Origin of the sequence: Algibacter sp. L1A34 (genome assembly GCF_009796805.1) — a bacterium.
Taxonomy (GTDB): domain Bacteria; phylum Bacteroidota; class Bacteroidia; order Flavobacteriales; family Flavobacteriaceae; genus Algibacter.
In genome coordinates this window covers 1,973,420-1,989,129 of the sequence record NZ_CP047029.1, presented here as the reverse complement: position 1 = coordinate 1,989,129, position 15,710 = coordinate 1,973,420, and the positions used below count along the sequence as shown (strand labels likewise).

Genomic DNA, 15,710 nt, shown 5'->3' with positions numbered 1-15,710 from the left:
GTCGGGCTTTCCACTAAAGTTTTGGCTCGATGCGCGCCTCACCAAAAGCTACCGTTGCAATCCCTATCGCGGGCCACTTTGCCAAAAACAGTATAACACGCTATCTAAATCTATATTTAAAATTAATCTGGTAGACTAATTTTATACAACTCCCTTTAAGTTTTCATAACTTTATACGTCTAAAGCCCAAGAACAAAATATATTTTATGAAACATATTATTCCAATATTAGCAATTACATTATTTTTTAGTTGCCAAAATACAGCACAAAACAAACAACAGCAACTAGACGTTCAAACCGCAGACCCTATAGAGATGCCTATTAAAAACGGAAAAGCACGCGCCTACTTTGCAAGTGGATGTTTTTGGTGTGTAGAAGCCATTTACGAAAGCGTAAAAGGTGTAGACGAGTCTATTTCTGGCTATTCTGGAGGTTACACTACAAAACCCACATACGCAGCAAGTAATACCGGCAAAACAGGTCATGCTGAAGCCGTAGAAATTATTTACGACCCAGAAGTTGTTAGTTTTGAAACTTTAGTTGATGTTTATTTTGCATCACAGAATGTAACTCAGGTTAATGGCCAAGGAAACGATCGCGGTTCTCAATACCGATCTATTATTTTCTACCAAAACGATAAACAGAAACAAGTTATTTTAAATAAGAAAGCAGCTCTTGCCGAAAAGCTGAATGTAAAAATTGCAGCCGAAGTTTATCCATTCCAAAAATTTTGGTTAGCCGAAGATTATCATCAAAATTACGAACGCTTACATCCTGATCATCCTTACATTAAAAATGTATCAGTACCAAGATTAAATAGATTTAAAGCTAAATTTCCGAAGGAATTATTGAAATCATCACATTAAATTATTTTCAGTAAAAACCCAAAACTATAAAATGAGAATACATAAGTATATTTTAGTATTAGCATGCAGCATTACGTTTCTTGCTTGTAACGATAAAAAAAAAGAAATTGTAACGTCTTCTCTTCAAGAAGAGACAGCACCTCAAGTAAAACCAGCTTCAAAAGCAGAAATTATTTTAAACCAAGCTATAGAAGCTCATGGTGGCGATCTATACAATTCTGCCAATTATAGCTTTACTTTTAGAGACAATACCTATCATTTTAAAAATGATGACCAAAATTACACATACACCAAAATTTTTAAAAAGGATAACAACATAACTACCGATGTTCTTAAAAACGGTAAACTTTATAGAACCGTTAATGGAGATACTATAAACCTAACCGATAAACAAATTAAAGGAGCAACTGGTGCAATAAATTCTGTTATTTACTTTGCTACGTTACCACATAAGCTAAATGATGCCTCTGTAAATAAAACTTATATTGGTGACATAACTATTAAAGGAAAAAACTATGCTGTTTTAGGTATAACATTTAATCAAGAAGGTGGTGGAGAAGATTTTGACGATCAATACCGCTACTGGATAAATACCGAAACAAAAAAAATAGATTACTTAGCTTATAATTATTCTGTAAATAAAAGAGGAGTTCGTTTTAGATCAGCTTACAACAAACAGGTTGTAGACGGTATTACTTTTCAAGACTACACAAACTACGAAGCCGAAGTAGGTACGCCATTAGACCAGCTTCCAGAACTTTTTGAAGCTGAAAAACTAAAGGAATTATCTAAAATTAAAACAGAGAACATTATTAACTTATCGACTAAATAATATTTTAAAATCAAAAAACAGACAGACTTGTCTGTTTTTTGATTTTTTTATTTATATTTGCACTATGAAACATTCTGAAGTAAAAAATAGAATCATTGAAACGGCTTCGTTCTTATTTTATAAGAACGGCTATAATTCCACGGGAATCAATGAAATTATTTCAGAAGCAGGTATTGCCAAAGCAACGCTTTACAATCATTTTAAATCTAAAGAAGAGATTTGCTTGGCTTATCTTAAGTTTAAAAACACCAGTTTCATTCAAGATGTAGAAGATTTTACAACATCGAAACCAAAAGGTAAAGCTCAAGTTTTAGCTATTTTCGATTTTCTCGAACTCTTTTTCAGAGATAAAGATTTTAACGGGTGTTGGTGTATTAAAACAGTTTCTGAAATCCCGAAAGACAACGAAATTATAAGAACAGAAATTCAATCGCAAAAACATAGTTTTATTGATTTAATATCAAAACTTATTACAAACAATTTAGAAAATGTAAAAGAAGCGCAAGTTAAATCTCTTGCCAGACAAATATACTTACTCTACGAAGGTGCTGTTGGCGAAAGCCATTTACACCAAGAAGATTGGCCAATAAAAGAAACAAAACAATTGTGTTCGCAAATCATATCTTAAAAAAATTTACACAAACAAAGACAGACTTGTCTGTTCAATTATAAATTATAAATTATAAAAAATAAATAACATGAAAGAATTCGAAAACAAAGTAGCCTTAGTAATTGGTGGAACAAGCGGTATTGGTAACGCAACAGCAAACAGTTTATTAGAAGGTGGAGCAACCGTACATATTGTAGGTAGAAATATTGACAAAGTAGCAGATGCTCCTAACTTAATTAAACATGCCGTAAATATTTCTAAAACAGAAGAAGTGGATGAATTAGTATCTAAAATTTCAGAATTAGAAAATTTAGATTTTCTAGTAAATGCTTCTGGTATTTTTGGCCCAAAACCATTTTTAGACCATACTATGGAAGATTACAACTCTTATTTAGATTTAAATAGAGGGTTCTTTTTCATTACACAAAGTGCTGCTAAAAAAATGAAAGCAACTCAAGGTGGGTCTATTGTTAACGTAGGTTCAATGTGGGCAAAACAAGCAGTAAAAGCAACACCATCTACAGCATATTCTATGCAAAAAGCAGGTTTACACTCTTTAACGCAACATTTAGCCATGGAATTAGCAGAAGATAACATTCGCGTTAACGCCGTATCTCCAGCTTTAGTAAACACACCTGTTTATCACGGTGTTTTTGGAGGAGAACAAGCTGCAGCAGAAGCATTGGTTGGTTTTAACGGCTTTCACCCTATTGGACGTTTTGGAGAATCTCAAGATGTAGCAAACAGTATTGTATTCTTACTTTCAGACAAAGCATCATGGGTTACAGGTGCTATTTGGGACACCGATGGTGGCGTTATGGCTGGTAGAAACTAAAACACAAAATTATAAAAGCCATAGCTAACAAAACACAAAGTGCTATGGCTTTTTATTTCATTTTAATTTGAATCCATTTGATTAATAACATTAAAATGGAATAAACATTTACATAAAACATTATGAAAAATATAATTTACGCACTATCCATCCTACTCCTTTTTGCGTCTTGTAAAGACAACACCTCAGCACAAACCAAAACAGTAGAAACAAAAATAGAAACCTCTATTCAGCATGAAAATGTAGCTTACAAATCCATCGAAGTCAATGGAATAAATATAGCTTACCGAGAAGCTGGTAATCCAGAAAACCCAAGTATCGTTTTACTCCACGGTTTTCCTGCATCATCACATCAATACAGAAAAGTATTAAATCAGTTATCAAACGAATATCACCTCATCGCTCCAGATTATCCTGGTTTTGGCAATAGTGATTTTCCAGATTCAAATACATTTGAATACACTTTTGATAACCTAGCTATAACCATAAATGCATTTCTTGAAAAAAAGAACGTTAATACCTATGCCATAATGATTCAAGATTATGGCGCTCCAGTTGGTTTTAGACTTGCTACAGCAAACCCTGAAAGAATTACAGCCATAATTAATCAAAACGGAAACGCTTACGAAGCAGGTTTAGGTGATGCTTGGAAAGGCATAAGAGCGCTTTGGAAAGACAGAAACGAAACTACCGAAACAGCGTTATTACCAGCGTTTTCTTTAGAAGGTTTAAAATGGCAATACACACATGGCGTTAGAAATATAGAGACCGTAAACCCAGATAACTGGAATTTAGATTACTTAAGACTTTCTAGACCAGGCGCTCATGCTGTAAATTTAGATTTATTTTACGATTACCAAAACAATGTAAAATTGTATCCAAAATGGCAACAGTATTTAAGAGATAACCAACCGCCTTTATTAATTGTTTGGGGTAAAAACGATGCTTTTTTTCCTGAAAGTGGTGCTATAGCCTTTAAAAAAGACGTTACAAATATCGATTATAACATTTATGATACAGGGCATTTTGCTTTGGAAGAAGATGGCGATGCTATTATTAAAAAAATGAGGAGCTTTATGCGCAAGCATACAAAATAAATACGTCTAATCTCTCAATCAGCAATTTTTAACCTGAAAACAAAAACAATGAAACACTTAATAATTATTTCAATTTTAAGCCTAGCATTATTTGGATGTAACAGTATTAAAGAAGATAACAAAAACAATTTCTTTTTACCTCCCGCAACCACATACAACTATGCCGAGATTGATAGTGTAAAATTGTTTTACAGAGCTGCTGGTGATAAAAAGAATCCGGTTATAGTTTTACTTCATGGTTATCCATCGTCTTCACATTCCTATAGAAATTTAATTCCTATGCTATCAACGCACTACTATGTTATTGCGCCAGATAATTTAGGCTCGGGTTATAGCTCTCACCTAGACCCGAAAACAACTAAATATACCTTTGATTTATTAGCCAATTATACTCAGAAACTTTTAGAAACACTCCACATTGAAAACTATGTGATGTATATGCAAGATTTTGGAGCTCCTGTAGGTTATAGAATGATGATGGAAAACCCTAACCGCATTGATGCTTTAATTGTGCAAAACGCAAATGCTTATCTTGATGGTTTAACCGAAAAAAGGCAAGCCTTTTTTAGAACCGCCCAAACCGACACCTCACAAACAAAATACGATTTCCTATACAATCTAACAGGAAAAGACGCCGTGATTAACAAGCAGTATTTATTCGATTTAGATGAAAGAAATATGAACATCCAAAGTCCGGATGCATGGATACACGATTTAGCTTTTCTAAATTCTAAAAAAGACAGAGACATACAAGTGCAACTATTTCAGGATTACAACACCAATTTATTGAGCTATCCAAAATGGCAAAACATGTTAAAGGAAAATCAACCTAAAACATTAATTGTATGGGGTAAAAAGGATTTAAAATTTAATGCGAATGGCGCTAAAGCGTATTTAAAGGATTTGCCAAACGCGGAACTTCATCTTTTGGATGCAGGCCATTTTGCTGCTGAAGAAAAAACAGGAGAAATAGCCGAGTTAATCTTGAGATTTTTAGACAAGTATGATATAAAATAAAAAGCTACTTTTTTTTTAAATCTTGGTGGCTTTTAAAGTAAAAATTAAAGGATATAATTTGTCATTTGTAACAAACATACCATTATCAGTTTTAGTCAAATTTGGTAACACATTATAAGGACTCTCATTGTGCTCAGTTAAATAATCGATGCGCAATCCAGCTTCGGTAAGTGCAGAAATCACTTCGCCTAAACCATGGTTCCACCCATATTCCTTACTTGTTATTGTAGATTCTTGGTTAGCGTAAGTCCCTTCGTACTCTTCATAAATTACCTCATCTTGCATATAGCCATATGTTATTATTGGTTTTTCATTTAAATAATCGAACATCCAAACTATCGGGTGAAATTCTGCCATAAAAAATGTACCACCTTGTTTTAGGCGTTCGGCTATCATTTTTCCCCAAGGTTTTAAATCAGGTAACCAACCTATAACCCCATAACTTGTAAACACAATATCAAATTCTTCTTTTATATACTGAGATGTTTCCAAGACATTGCAACATAGAAACTCAGCATCTAACTTTAATTCTTTATTTAAAGATTTAGCAAGCTTTATACCTTCATCACTTAAATCCACACCAGTACATTTAGCACCTAGCCTACTCCAACTTAATGTATCTTGACCAAAATGGCATTGCAAATGCAGTAACAACTTTCCTTTTACATCTCCCAAAGCTTCCAACTCATACGGCATTAAAGAAGATTTCCCTTCCTTGAAAGCTTCCATATTGTACATATCACTTTCGGCATGTACTTTTACTTTTTGATTCCAAGTGGCTTTGTTTGTTTTAAAATATTTACTATTATTTGTCATCTTCAAAGTATCTTTACAAAAAACTAAATTATGAAAAACTTCATCTACATAACTCTAATAACGCTATTAATTACAGCTTGTAAAGACAATACAAAATCAATTCCTGAAGCGAAACCATTAACCATTGCCAAAAAAATAGCCAATGCGCACGGTTTTGAAAACTGGGAAAATATAAATGAAATTGCTTTTACTTTTAATGTAGACAAAGATAGCACACACTTTGAAAGACGCTGGATTTGGAAACTTAAAACCAACGATATCAAATCTATAACGAATATGGATACCATTAACTACAACCGCTCTGCATTAGATTCTATTAGCTTAAAAGTAGACCCTGGCTTTATAAACGATAAATTTTGGTTGCTTATACCGTTTCAATTAGTTTGGGATTCTGGCACAACTATTTCAGAACCGGTTAAAACAGAAGCTCCAATAAGCAAAACGGCTTTAAACAAAATAACGCTAACTTATTCTAGCGATGGTGGTTATACACCTGGCGATGCTTACGATATTTTTTATGATGATAATTTTTTAATTAAAGAATGGATTTACAGAAAAGCGAATCAAAAAGAACCATCGATGATGACTACTTTTGAAAATTATAAAGACATTAATGGGTTGAAATTTGCTGTAGATCACAAAAAACCAGATGGTAATTGGAATTTGAATTTCACCAATATTTCTATAAGGTAAAACCGAAGGCTTTTAAGCTAAATTCACCTTCATTGTAAACAAAAACGAGGTACCTATATCTACTTCGCTTTTCAGGGATATACTACCACCAAGCATTTCAATGTAAGCTTTAGCGATGGCTAAACCAATACCAGAACCGTGCAAAGCGTTTTCGTTTTCAACATCAACTTGATAAAAGGTTTCGAATATATTTTCAAAATTATCCTCGTGAATCCCAATTCCTGTATCTTTTAAATTAAAGACTATATAGCTCTCATCTTGTCGCTCACATGTTAATTCAATAGTGCCTTCATCGGTATATTTTATAGCGTTTTTTATTAGATATTTCAACACCGATGTTACCTTATCACTATCCGAACTTATATAAGTATCTTGAACCGCTATAGTATTGTTCAGAATAAACTCCAAACCTTTTTCATGTGCTTCGGGCAAAAAAGCATTGTAAACCGTATTTATATTATCGGCAATATTAAACATTCTAATATTTGTAAACATTAAACCCGATTCTATAATAGAAATATTAATAATGTCGGTCATAATATCTAGTAATTGCTCTCCGCTAGTTTCAATAACCTCTATATATTCTTGATAGTTTTCATCATCTTCATTGTATTCTTTTAAAAACTGAGCGCAACCTAAAATACCATACATAGGCGTTCTAATTTCATGACTCATATTAGCCAAAAAAGCCGACTTTAATTTATCGGATTTCTCTACTCTATTTTTGGCTTCCAACACATTATTATGTTTTTCATAGAGTTCAGCTTGCAATTCATTTCCTTTCAATAAAGCGGTGTGCAGTTGGTTTATTAAAAATGAAACTGAAAAAACTAATAGTAGATTAAAAAGTAAGTTATTAACTATTATAATACCTAAGACCTGAAATCCAGATTGCTCGAATAGAGGCAGGTTAAAAAGCTCGAAATACAAACCAAATAACAAAATAGCATAAAAAATGGCAATAATTAAAATCGTAAATAGCCCATGCTTTTTGCCATTAAAAAGTGTTATTAAAATAGATAAAGCAAAAATTAGTACACTGCCATTACCCTCAAACCCAAGTACCGCAAACATTACAATGGACAGGACAAGAAAATTAATTGAAAATAATATTTTTTTGGTGTAAAAACTAAGCCCACGATAAAACACCGTAAATATTAAAACCAGCATAGTGCTTGTGTTTAACACTACAATTATGTTTTCGTTTCTAGAGACTGCAACATAAGTACTAGGCACATAGGAAAGTGACCCCAATACAAAAGTTAATAATAAAATAGAAATAAAAAGTTTATCTCTAAAATATGGCAAGCCTTCCTTCTCCTTTCTATCAGAAAATCCACTATAATGGATGTATCTTTGAAGATATGACTCCCAAATTTCACCTAGCATAAACTTCTATGTTTTATACGTTAATTCAATAAAGTTAAACAATTCCTACATGAGAAATAAGAATTCGGCTAAATTTTTATTTGATATAATTGTTTTATTTTTGCTAGAAACAGAAAAACCTTAAACTTTGCCTGAATTTAAATTAGGTCTAGAATTTGCAAAAGAGCAAGACCAAACCGACATATTAAAATCTTACCGCACTAAATTCCACTTGCCTAAAAACAAAAACGGGGAAGCACTTATTTACATGACGGGTAATTCACTTGGTCTACAACCAAAATCTACCAAAGAGTATATTAATCAAGAATTAGAAGATTGGGCGAACCTAGGTGTTGAAGGCCATTTTGAGGCTAAAAATCCTTGGTTGCCATATCATGAGTTTTTAACCGAAAGCATGGCAAATGTGGTTGGTGCAAAACCTACAGAGGTAATAGTGATGAATACACTTACAGCCAATCTACATTTTATGATGGTTTCATTCTATAGACCAACAAAAAAACGACATAAAATTTTAATTGAAAGCGACGCTTTTCCTTCAGATAAATACGCTGTAGAATCGCAATTACGCCATCATGGATATAACGATAAAGATGGTGTTGTACTTTGGAAACCTAGAAAAAGCGAAGAACTTTTAAACTATGACGATTTAGAAGACATTCTAAAAACCCAAGGCGATGAAATTGCCTTAATCATGATTGGGGGCATAAACTATTATACTGGTCAATTTTTCGATTTAAAACGTATCGCTACTCTTGGACATAAATATGGTTGCAATGTAGGATTCGATTGTGCTCATGGCGCAGGAAATGTTGAACTAAACCTACACGATTCTGGTGCCGATTTTGCTGTTTGGTGTACTTATAAATATTTAAATGCTGGTCCTGGAAGTTTGGGTGGCTGTTTTGTTCATGAGCGTCATGCTCACAATAAAGAACTTAATAGATTTACAGGTTGGTGGAGTCATAATAAAAAAACGCGCTTTAACATGCGTAGTGAATTCGATCAGCTTCCTGGTGCAGAAGGTTGGCAATTGAGTAATCCTCCTATTTTATCTATGGCCGCCATAAAAGCATCTTTAGATATGTTTCAAGAAGTAGGTATCGGTAAACTCGTTGAAAAATCTAAAAAGCTAACAGGTTATTTCGAGTTTTTGCTTAAAGATTTAGGTGAAGATACTATTAGAATTATTACACCATCAAGCCCAGACGAACGTGGTTGTCAGCTTTCCATTCAGGTTAAAAATGCCAATAAATCATTGCATAACAAACTAACTGAAGCTGGAGTTATTAGCGACTGGAGAGAACCCGATGTAATTCGTTGCGCACCCGTTCCTTTGTACAATTCTTTTGAAGATATTTATAGATTAGTTGAAAAATTAAAAACCATTTTAAATGAGTAAACAACAAAACGTTATAATTATAGGCGCCGGACTTTGCGGAAGTTTATTAGCTTTACGCTTAGGGCAACGCGGTTTCCTTGTTTCGGTTTACGAAATGCGTCCTGATTTACGAAAAATAGACATAAGCGCTGGCCGATCTATAAATCTTGCATTTTCCGATCGTGGCAACAAAGCTATGAAGTTAGTTGGCTTGGAAGATAAAGTAAAAGCGCTTTCCATTCCTATGCATGGCCGAATGATTCATGATAAAGAAGGTAACACATTTCAATCTAATTACAGCGGAAGGAAACATGAATACATCAACTCCATTTCTCGTGGCGATTTAAATGCTTTACTTTTAAATGAAGCAGAGCAACACAAAAATGTAAATATGTATTTCAATAAAAAATGCAAATCGGTAGATTTTGAAAACACCTCTGCATTATTTAAAGATTACGAAACCAAACTAGAATTCACAGAAAACGCCGATATTATAATAGCTACCGACGGTGCAGGCTCTGCTTTAAGAAAAAGCTACTTTTTAGGTAAAAAGTTTCTATTTAGTTTTTCTCAAGATTATTTATCTCATGGATATAAAGAGTTAAGCATTTTACCAACCAATACAGGAGATTACAAAACTCATAAAAACGCTCTCCATATTTGGCCTCGAGGTGATTTTATGCTTATTGCTTTACCTAATTTAGACGGAAGTTTTACAGTCACTTTATTTTTAAGTTACAGCGAAGGCAAATACAATTTCGATAATTTAACCACGCCAGAGCTAGTAGAAACGTTTTTCAAACAAGAATTTCCAGATGCTTTAGAATTGATGCCAAATTTAACCAAAGATTTCTTTGAAAACCCAACAGCAGCTTTAGGTACCGTAAAATGTTCGCCTTGGCATTATAAAGGGAATACGCTTTTAATGGGCGATGCCGCTCACGCTATTGTTCCATTTTATGGACAAGGAATGAATGCTGCTTTTGAGGACGTTGTTGAATTTGATGCTATTTTAGACAAACATGAAGGCGATTGGCAAACGGTTTTTACACGTTATGAAAATCACCGTAAAAAAGATACAGATGCTATTGCCGATTTAGCGCTCGATAACTTTTTAGAAATGCGCGATCATGTGGCGCATCCTATATTTCAAGAAAAGCGTAAAATAGAAATGGCTTTAGAAAAGGAATTTCCAACCAAATATTCTTCAAAATATAGCTTGGTAACTTTTAATGAAAACATAGGCTACCAAGAAGCTATGTTAAAAGGGCGTGCTCAAGATAAAGCTATACTGAATCTGCTAACCAATAAAAACATAACCCCATCGGATAATTTAGGTTCTATTCTAAAAAAAGTACAGCAAGAAACTGAGAAAATATTAAAGTCGAATTTTTCGATATAGATTGAAAACCCTACTTTGTTTTGAAGAATTACAGCTTCATAAATCAACTAATATTTAACATTTGGAATATGCACAATTCATTATAAATTGTAACTTTATAAAAAGTTATTTCATATTCAAAAACTAATAAAACATGAGTAAACTAGTTTCTCCTTTAAATTTTAAAGCTTGGATTGAAGAAAACAGACATTTACTAAAACCACCCGTTGGCAACAAAGTGGTTTGGAAAGATGCCGATTTTATTGTTATGGTAGTTGGTGGTCCAAACAGTCGAAAAGATTATCATTACAATGAAACTCCAGAGTTTTTCTATCAAGTTGAAGGCGATATTATTTTAAAAATCATTGATAAAGGCACGCCAAAAGATGTGCATATCAAAGAAGGTGATATTTATTTATTACCTGCAAAAGTACCACATTCTCCACAACGTGGCGCCAATACGGTAGGTTTAGTTATCGAGTACAAACGTCCCGAAGGCATGAAAGATGCTTTGGTATGGTTTTGCGAAAACTGTGTAACCAAACTTTACGAAGAAGATTTTACATTAGAAAATATTGAAACCGATATGCCTAAAATTTTCGATAATTATTACAGTGATCAGCACAAACGCACATGCCCAAATTGCAGTGAAGTTATGCAACCTCCCAAAAAGGTTGAAATTGAATAGCATTTTTTAAAACTTTAGATATTTCTATTTAAAGTCGTAATCTATAAACAACATAAAACTTTTTTCGCTTTCGCTGAAACAAAACACATGAAACGTAAACTTAGAATTAACGGACATTCTCACTTACTTCCTTATCCGGAAGAAATACCAGACTACATGCAAGAAAAAGGCATTTTCTGGGTAGATAAAGACCGGAAATTCATGCTTCAAAAAGATTGGAAACGCCCCGTAACCGACTCTAGTTTTTTTCTAGATGAAAAGTTAGAATGGATGGAGCGTAACAAACTAGATCATGCTGTAGTTTTAAACCTATCGCAACTTTACGGCAATGGTTTACGTGTTGAAGAAATGAAAAAGGCGTTACGTTTTCAAAATGATTTTAATGCACGTATACAGCGCGAACACCCCAGTAAATTTACCTGTGGCTTTGTGGTGCATCCAGGCTTTATTCGCAGTGCCTGTTGGGAAATTGAACGTTGTGTAGAAACCCATGGCATGCAATTACTTTGCCTACCAACCCATTATATGGATACCATTGGTACGTGGCGTTGTATTTTTGATGAAGAAAACGAACCTATTTTTGAGTTGGCTAACAAATACAACTTAGCTGTAGAAATCCATCCTTACGATGGTGAAAAATTTATAAAATTAGAAAACATATCCTGGCGTTTTCATCTTATTTGGATGTTAGCTCAATGTGGCGATGCATATCATTTTTTAACATTAAATGGTTATCAAGAAAAATATCCAAATATGCGTACTTGCTTTGCTCACGGTGGGCAATTGGCTCAAATTAACTTGGGTAGACGAATTCAGGGTTTCGATGGTAGACCCGATTTATTCGAAGGTAAACACCACCCAAGAGAGGCTGTTGGCCATAAAAACATATTCTTCGATACTTTGGTCCATGATACTGGCGGACTAGAATTATTGATTAGAAATCATGGCTCTAAACAAGTTATTATGGGGTTAGACGATCCGTATCCTTTAGGTGAAATGGAAAGTGATAAGCAATCATCTTACCCTGGGAAAATACTAGATTTAGCTGTTGAAAGAGAAATTATCACCAAAACTGAGTATGATGATATTTGGGAACATAATGTAATTCAATGGTTATGTGGTGAAGATGAAGCTGCTAAAGAAAAATTGATTAATAGGATTTTAAGTTAAAACGCAAAACGCCTTTCATATAAATAATGAAAAGCGTTTTGTTTTTAAAAAATATTATATATTAATTAACCTTGGTATCGTTAGCTTCTTCTTTTATTTCAGGTAGCAGTTCTGCAATTAAACTTGGCTTTTCTATATACTTATTAGCTACTTTCTTGATGAATTTTGGTGTTATTTCAGAAAGCTTTTCTTCATAGTTACTAATATCTTTAAATTGTTCTTTCCAATATACTTTATTGTACATGTAATTAAACCAAAAAGCGTTAGTTTCAAGAGCTTTTTTTCGATTTAACAGCCAATTTTTCTTTACATTTTCCACCTCTTTTTTAGTTGGCCCTTCTTTTATAAATTCTTTTAAAATAAATAAACTTTCTTTCTCTAAAACTTCAATATTTGCTGGGGAACAGCTAAAATTTATAGATGCTGAATACTTTGAGTATGGCCTACTCACATGCCTTAAATTAGCACGTACAGTATACACCCCTCCTTTTTCTTCTCTAATTATATTACGCAATCTGGTGTTGTATATTTGCCCAAATATTTTTAAAGCATCACTTTCTTTTTTCACATGTTTAGCTTCTTTATTAAAAGTAATTAATAAGGTTGCTTTATCTTCTAGTCCTTTATGAACACCAATACGCTCATCAGAAATCATATTTTTATAAGTTGATAGTTTGTATTCCTCTCTTTCATCGGTGCTTGGTAATGATGCTAAATAGGTTTCTGCATAAGTTTTTAAAAGGTCTTCATCAAAATCGCCAATAAAGAAAAAACTAAAATCCCCTGCATTTTCAAAACGCTCTTTATAGGTTTTATATAACGTTTTATATGGTACGGAATCTAGCAAACGTTCTAAATTACTATTCTCATTCATATTTATATATCTAGGGTTTCCTGCTTGTGTAACTTTACTAATTTCACTAGAAAATATGTTACTAGGACTCAATTTTCTGTTTTTCGTAACAGTTTTTATCTTATCTACATAAGACAAATACATACTTTCATCGTTATTAAGACTTGTAAAATTTAAATAAATTAATTTAAAAAGTGTTTCTAAATCTGTAGTTCGAGTGGTCCCTTTTAAACCCTCATCGTAGGTTGAAACAAAAGAAGATACACCCACTTTTTTTCCTGCTAAAAATTTTGATAATTCGTGTTTTTTAAACCCTCCTACCCCAGTAACCGTAACAATAGGCATTAATTGCCCTATACTTTTTACATCTTCATCAGACATTAAAGAATTACCACCATAACTAAATGCTTTAAATCTTACCTGTTCTTTATCGAAGTCCGTTTTCTTATAAAACACCCTAGCACCGTTGCTTAAAACTATTTTTTTTATATCATATAAATCATCTTCTTCAGAAACAATAGTCCCTTTTGGTCTTAAATCTTTTAATAATTGAGTTTTCAACTTTTTAGGCTTGTATTCTGTAATTGTACTATCTAATTCGGCTAAATTTATAGTTTCTAACAATTCCTTTTCACTAGATAAAACCAAACCTTCTTTTTCTGGAGCTGTTAATATTACGGCTCTATTATCTTTGTGGTAATAAAGATCAAACACATTATTTACATCTTGTAAACTAACCTCTGGTATCGTGTTTTTGAAAAAATCATATTTCCAGTCTTTAGAATACAATACCCAATTGTTTTTAAATTCTTGCTCTAAAAGACTTAAATAACTACTAGAATACCAATCATCTTTATTTTCTAAAAAGGTTTCATTACTAGCTAGCTTATCTTTTTTTATCTGATCTAATTCCTCTTTAGTAAAACCATATCGTTTAATACGTTCTAACTCAAAAACCATATGTTTTAAAGCTATTTGTATTCCTGCTTCACTTGAAGTGGCGTTTATTGAAAAGCTATTATGATATTTACTAATTGTACTTCTATAACTCACACCTGAGCCAATAAAAGGTGGTGTATCACTATTAGACAATTCTATTAATCTTCTATTTATCATACTAATCACCATACCTCTTACAATGCTTTCTCTTTGGAGTTTTAGTAAAATAGTGTTTTTTCTACTTGGATATTTATCCATAAAACTTAAGCCAATAGAAGTTGTTGTTTGCTCAGGGTCTGTAATTATTTTTACACGCAGCTCTTTATGATATGGTACACTATCATAAGCTAATAATGGCTTTTCATTTATTGGATTTATTAACCCCGAAAAATGTTTTTTAATTTTATTTTCGGCATAAACTGGGTCTATATCTCCCGCAACTATAATTCCCATTAAGTTTGGGCGATACCAATCTTTATAAAAACGACGCATATCGTCAGTTTTGAAATTTTCTATATTCTCTATTTTATCATCAGAAAAATATTTTAATTGCTGCATACCTTCAAATAGAAACTCTGCGCTTTCTTTTCCTATACGTAAACTTTTTCCTAATTTCCCTCTAAATTCTTCTAAAACCACAGGACGTTCAGCATTTATATCTTCATCTTTTAATAACATGTTATGTGACCAATCTTCAATAATTTGAAAGGCTTTGTCTATCTTTTTCAAGTCTTTACTCGGTACTTTTAACTTATAAACGGTTTCATCAAAACCTGTATGTGCATTAAGGTCTGCGCCAAAAGTCATCCCTATGCTCTCTAAATATTTTACTAATTTATCTTTCTTAAAGTTTTTAGTACCATTAAAGCCCATATGCTCTAATAAGTGCGCCAACCCTTGTTGTGTATCATCTTCTTGCAACCTACCTGCTTTAACCACTAAACGTATGTAAACAATATCTTTAGGTCTATCATTTTCTTTTATATAATATTTTAATCCATTATCTAATTCTCCACGAATGGCAGTAGTGTCTTTAGGGATTTCTGTTTCTAAATTATAAGCTAGTAGTTTATTTTCTGTAGATTGTTGAGAAAATGAAACTGTTGAAATAAATAAAAGTAAAAAGACGAAGCTGTGTTTCATGTT

At 32.8% G+C, this 15,710-nt stretch carries 14 protein-coding genes; 11 read left to right on the top strand and 3 right to left on the bottom strand.

The genetic code is table 11. The annotated features are described in order from the left end of the window. The first annotated feature begins 206 nt into the window (after window positions 1-206). The 6 genes from msrA to GQR97_RS08500 all read left to right on the top strand — a co-directional run bounded on the left by msrA (window position 207) and on the right by GQR97_RS08500 (window position 5,257). Complete coding sequence (msrA, locus tag GQR97_RS08525; RefSeq protein WP_158847417.1) at window positions 207-866, top strand: peptide-methionine (S)-S-oxide reductase MsrA; 660 nt, start codon at window positions 207-209, stop codon at window positions 864-866. Between the two features lie 31 nt (window positions 867-897). Continuing rightward, the gene (locus GQR97_RS08520) at window positions 898-1,698 is read left to right on the top strand and encodes a DUF6503 family protein (RefSeq protein ID WP_158847415.1); all 801 of its coding nucleotides are present in this window, start codon (window positions 898-900) and stop codon (window positions 1,696-1,698) included. A 64-nt stretch (window positions 1,699-1,762) separates the two neighbouring features. Further along, window positions 1,763-2,326, top strand: a complete 564-nt coding sequence (locus GQR97_RS08515) for a TetR/AcrR family transcriptional regulator (RefSeq protein ID WP_158847413.1) — start codon at window positions 1,763-1,765, stop codon at window positions 2,324-2,326. A 70-nt stretch (window positions 2,327-2,396) separates the two neighbouring features. Continuing rightward, a complete protein-coding gene (locus GQR97_RS08510; protein WP_158847411.1) occupies window positions 2,397-3,143 on the top strand; it encodes an SDR family NAD(P)-dependent oxidoreductase in 747 nt (248 codons plus the stop codon). 122 nt (window positions 3,144-3,265) lie between these two features. Further along, a complete protein-coding gene (locus tag GQR97_RS08505; protein WP_158847409.1) occupies window positions 3,266-4,240 on the top strand; it encodes an alpha/beta fold hydrolase in 975 nt (324 codons plus the stop codon). A 48-nt stretch (window positions 4,241-4,288) separates the two neighbouring features. After that, on the top strand, window positions 4,289-5,257 hold the full coding sequence (locus tag GQR97_RS08500) for an alpha/beta fold hydrolase (protein ID WP_158847407.1): 969 nt from the start codon (window positions 4,289-4,291) through the stop codon (window positions 5,255-5,257). Window positions 5,258-5,272: 15 nt separating this feature from the next. Here GQR97_RS08500 and GQR97_RS08495 read toward each other — a convergent pair whose 3' ends face one another. Continuing rightward, the gene (locus GQR97_RS08495; RefSeq protein WP_158847405.1) at window positions 5,273-6,073 is read right to left on the bottom strand and encodes a class I SAM-dependent methyltransferase; all 801 of its coding nucleotides are present in this window, start codon (window positions 6,071-6,073) and stop codon (window positions 5,273-5,275) included. A 30-nt stretch (window positions 6,074-6,103) separates the two neighbouring features. On the opposite strand from GQR97_RS08495, the gene GQR97_RS08490 reads away from it, so the two are divergent. After that, window positions 6,104-6,766 (top strand): hypothetical protein, encoded by a 663-nt coding sequence (locus tag GQR97_RS08490; protein WP_158847403.1) that lies wholly within the window; start codon window positions 6,104-6,106, stop codon window positions 6,764-6,766. Window positions 6,767-6,778: 12 nt separating this feature from the next. On the opposite strand, the gene GQR97_RS08485 is transcribed toward GQR97_RS08490, so the two are convergent. Beyond that, window positions 6,779-8,155 (bottom strand): sensor histidine kinase, encoded by a 1,377-nt coding sequence (locus GQR97_RS08485; protein ID WP_158847401.1) that lies wholly within the window; start codon window positions 8,153-8,155, stop codon window positions 6,779-6,781. A gap of 127 nt (window positions 8,156-8,282) precedes the next feature. Here GQR97_RS08485 and kynU point away from each other — a divergent pair, with 127 nt between their 5' ends. From kynU to GQR97_RS08465, 4 genes are all read left to right on the top strand, one after another. After that, window positions 8,283-9,554, top strand: a complete 1,272-nt coding sequence (gene kynU, locus GQR97_RS08480) for a kynureninase (protein WP_158847399.1) — start codon at window positions 8,283-8,285, stop codon at window positions 9,552-9,554. Further along, the gene (locus GQR97_RS08475) at window positions 9,547-10,935 is read left to right on the top strand and encodes an FAD-dependent oxidoreductase (RefSeq protein ID WP_158847397.1); all 1,389 of its coding nucleotides are present in this window, start codon (window positions 9,547-9,549) and stop codon (window positions 10,933-10,935) included. The genes kynU and GQR97_RS08475 overlap by 8 nt, the downstream gene beginning before the upstream one ends. Window positions 10,936-11,068: 133 nt before the next feature. After that, the gene (locus tag GQR97_RS08470; RefSeq protein WP_158847395.1) at window positions 11,069-11,602 is read left to right on the top strand and encodes a 3-hydroxyanthranilate 3,4-dioxygenase; all 534 of its coding nucleotides are present in this window, start codon (window positions 11,069-11,071) and stop codon (window positions 11,600-11,602) included. A gap of 87 nt (window positions 11,603-11,689) precedes the next feature. Then, on the top strand, window positions 11,690-12,772 hold the full coding sequence (locus tag GQR97_RS08465; protein WP_158847393.1) for an amidohydrolase family protein: 1,083 nt from the start codon (window positions 11,690-11,692) through the stop codon (window positions 12,770-12,772). Window positions 12,773-12,833: 61 nt separating this feature from the next. Here GQR97_RS08465 and GQR97_RS08460 read toward each other — a convergent pair whose 3' ends face one another. Further along, window positions 12,834-15,707, bottom strand: coding sequence for a M16 family metallopeptidase (locus tag GQR97_RS08460; RefSeq protein WP_158847391.1), 2,874 nt, complete (start codon window positions 15,705-15,707; stop codon window positions 12,834-12,836). Window positions 15,708-15,710: the final 3 nt, after the last annotated feature.

What these genes read in the sequence shown, in the direction of transcription:
- msrA (WP_158847417.1), top strand. Translation starts at nt 207, where the DNA reads ATGAAACATATTATTCCAATATTAGCAATTACATTATTTTTTAGTTGC.
- GQR97_RS08520 (WP_158847415.1), top strand. Translation starts at nt 898, where the DNA reads ATGAGAATACATAAGTATATTTTAGTATTAGCATGCAGCATTACGTTT.
- GQR97_RS08515 (WP_158847413.1), top strand. Translation starts at nt 1,763, where the DNA reads ATGAAACATTCTGAAGTAAAAAATAGAATCATTGAAACGGCTTCGTTC.
- GQR97_RS08510 (WP_158847411.1), top strand. Translation starts at nt 2,397, where the DNA reads ATGAAAGAATTCGAAAACAAAGTAGCCTTAGTAATTGGTGGAACAAGC.
- GQR97_RS08505 (WP_158847409.1), top strand. Translation starts at nt 3,266, where the DNA reads ATGAAAAATATAATTTACGCACTATCCATCCTACTCCTTTTTGCGTCT.
- GQR97_RS08500 (WP_158847407.1), top strand. Translation starts at nt 4,289, where the DNA reads ATGAAACACTTAATAATTATTTCAATTTTAAGCCTAGCATTATTTGGA.
- GQR97_RS08495 (WP_158847405.1), bottom strand. Translation starts at nt 6,073, where the DNA reads ATGACAAATAATAGTAAATATTTTAAAACAAACAAAGCCACTTGGAAT.
- GQR97_RS08490 (WP_158847403.1), top strand. Translation starts at nt 6,104, where the DNA reads ATGAAAAACTTCATCTACATAACTCTAATAACGCTATTAATTACAGCT.
- GQR97_RS08485 (WP_158847401.1), bottom strand. Translation starts at nt 8,155, where the DNA reads ATGCTAGGTGAAATTTGGGAGTCATATCTTCAAAGATACATCCATTAT.
- GQR97_RS08475 (WP_158847397.1), top strand. Translation starts at nt 9,547, where the DNA reads ATGAGTAAACAACAAAACGTTATAATTATAGGCGCCGGACTTTGCGGA.
- GQR97_RS08470 (WP_158847395.1), top strand. Translation starts at nt 11,069, where the DNA reads ATGAGTAAACTAGTTTCTCCTTTAAATTTTAAAGCTTGGATTGAAGAA.
- GQR97_RS08465 (WP_158847393.1), top strand. Translation starts at nt 11,690, where the DNA reads ATGAAACGTAAACTTAGAATTAACGGACATTCTCACTTACTTCCTTAT.
- GQR97_RS08460 (WP_158847391.1), bottom strand. Translation starts at nt 15,707, where the DNA reads ATGAAACACAGCTTCGTCTTTTTACTTTTATTTATTTCAACAGTTTCA.